Annotated in this window: 1 protein-coding gene and 1 pseudogene; both read left to right on the top strand. The window is 58.3% G+C overall.

Annotation, left to right across the window (positions count from 1 at the left end; all coding sequences use genetic code 11):
* The first annotated feature begins 162 nt into the window (after window positions 1–162).
* Window positions 163–1863 (top strand): tyrosine-type recombinase/integrase, encoded by a 1701-nt coding sequence (locus BT264_RS37155; RefSeq protein ID WP_072445488.1) that lies wholly within the window; start codon window positions 163–165, stop codon window positions 1861–1863.
* 19 nt (window positions 1864–1882) lie between these two features.
* Window positions 1883–1962, top strand: a pseudogene (locus BT264_RS40665) (AAA family ATPase); the annotation flags it as partial.

Below are 1962 nucleotides of genomic sequence, written 5' to 3'. Positions count from 1 at the left end.
ATTCCGACTTCGACAATCAGATTCTCAACTGAAACCTCCACCGCCTTCAACTTCCCGCCTCAACTCCCCCGTACACCAGATTCGACTTTAGCTCCAGGCATACTACGACGCGTGACTGAGGTGTCCGCTGCATGGGGCTATCGTAGCCCTTGCAAACCGCTGATGAGCCTGCTGGCGGAACTACTGCTTGTGCAGCAGCAACCGGAACTTGAATCGCTGACAGGCGAGTTCATCGCCTCCGTCCGCGCCCGCTGGCACAACTCAAACTATCGCAGCTCACTGTACTTTCAGCTCGCACGCGTACTGGCTTCACTGGGGATACTTTCGGAGGAACCCGCAGTGCGCAATGGAATCGACAGGGAATCGATTCATGTGGCGAGAATCTCGGGTATCGCCACTGACTGGGTCAGCATGATCGAGCGGTGGGAGGCAACCAGCACCTTGACTGCATCCAGTCGCCGCCATCTTCGGGATATGGTCCTGAAGGCCGGCCGCTGGTTGACGGCTTCCCATCCTGAGATCATTCGCGCGGATCAGTGGACCCGGGAACTGGCAGCGGAATATGTTGGCGCGGTCGAGCGCATGCATGTCGGTGATTACGTCTGGAGGACTGCTGCGGTCGCCAGGAAGCTCGGCAAACCAATAACGGCACGATCGAAGAACGCTTTCCTCGGTGCGATGCGATGCTTCTTCGCCGATCTACAGGAGTGGGAATGGATTCCTCGCCGCTTTGATCCGTTTCGAGCCTTTGCGACGCCTCGCTCCACCAAGGCATTGATAGGACCGGCACCCCGTACCATTGCTGATGATCTGTGGGCCAAGCTTCTCTGGGCCGGGCTGAATCTGAAGCTCGATGACCTCCCCGGACACGGCGGTAACGCGAGGGGGCGCCGCCATCCGACCGGGAGCATTCGTCGCGCCGGCGGCTACTATCCGCTTGAGATGCTGCAGGCGTTGAGCATCGTATGGCTCTTCGCGGGACTACGTAGCGATGAGATTGTACGGCTACGAGTCGGCTGCGTGCGTGAAGAACCGTCGATAGCTCAACAAAGTACGCAATGCCGGATGCTCGACGTTCTGGTTCACAAGACTGGAACCGCGTTTAGCAAACCGATTGATAGGGTCGTCGGCGAAGCAATCGCGGCGTGGGAGCGAGTACGTCCCGTACAACCGGCTGCGCTCGACGTTAAAACGGGAGAGCAGGTTGATTTCCTCTTCTCGTATCGTGCACGGGCGATTCCACGTGCGTACCTGAACCGGTATCTGATTCCACTGCTTTGCCGGAAGGCGGGCATCCCGTGCGCGGATGCCCGCGGACAGATCAGCAGTCACAGGGCACGCTCGACAATCGCGAGCCAACTCTTTAATGCGCGGGAACCGATGAACCTGTTCGAGCTGCAAGCGTGGCTCGGTCATCGGTCACCGGCAACGACCCAGCACTACGTCGCGTTCACGCCAACGCAGCTGGCGCGCGCGTATTCAGAGGCACAGTACTTCCAGCGTAACCTTCGAATGATGGATGTGCTCATCGACCGGCAGGTGATCGACGATGGGTGCACGGACCAGCCGTGGAGGTACTACGACCTTGGTCACGGGCTGTGCTCATATGAGTTCTTCGATCAATGTCCACATCGAATGGCGTGTGCGCGTTGCGACTTCTACGTTCCGAAGGATTCGTCACGGGCCGACTTGCTCTCTTCAAAGACCGGCATGATCCATATGTTGCAGGAAATCCCCCTCACTGATGACGAACGCGCCGCAATCGAAGGCGACCAGGAGGCCGTTGATCGCCTGCTTCGGCACCTCGATGGAATACCGACGCCCGACAGGCTCACCAGCCCAAATAGGAAAAGACAAATGTAGAAAAAACCCTCGATTCCATATAATAACGACCAACAAGCCGTTCAAGGAGTGGTCGGACGTGTTCCCGAACGCGGCCTGCGTGGTGTCGTTGGTCGATCG

Source organism: Burkholderia sp. NFPP32 (assembly GCF_900119325.1).
Lineage (GTDB): Bacteria > Pseudomonadota > Gammaproteobacteria > Burkholderiales > Burkholderiaceae > Burkholderia > Burkholderia pyrrocinia_C.
This window is presented reverse-complemented; position numbering and strand designations above follow the sequence as displayed.

What these genes read in the sequence shown, in the direction of transcription:
- BT264_RS37155 (WP_072445488.1), top strand. Translation starts at nt 163, where the DNA reads ATGAGCCTGCTGGCGGAACTACTGCTTGTGCAGCAGCAACCGGAACTT.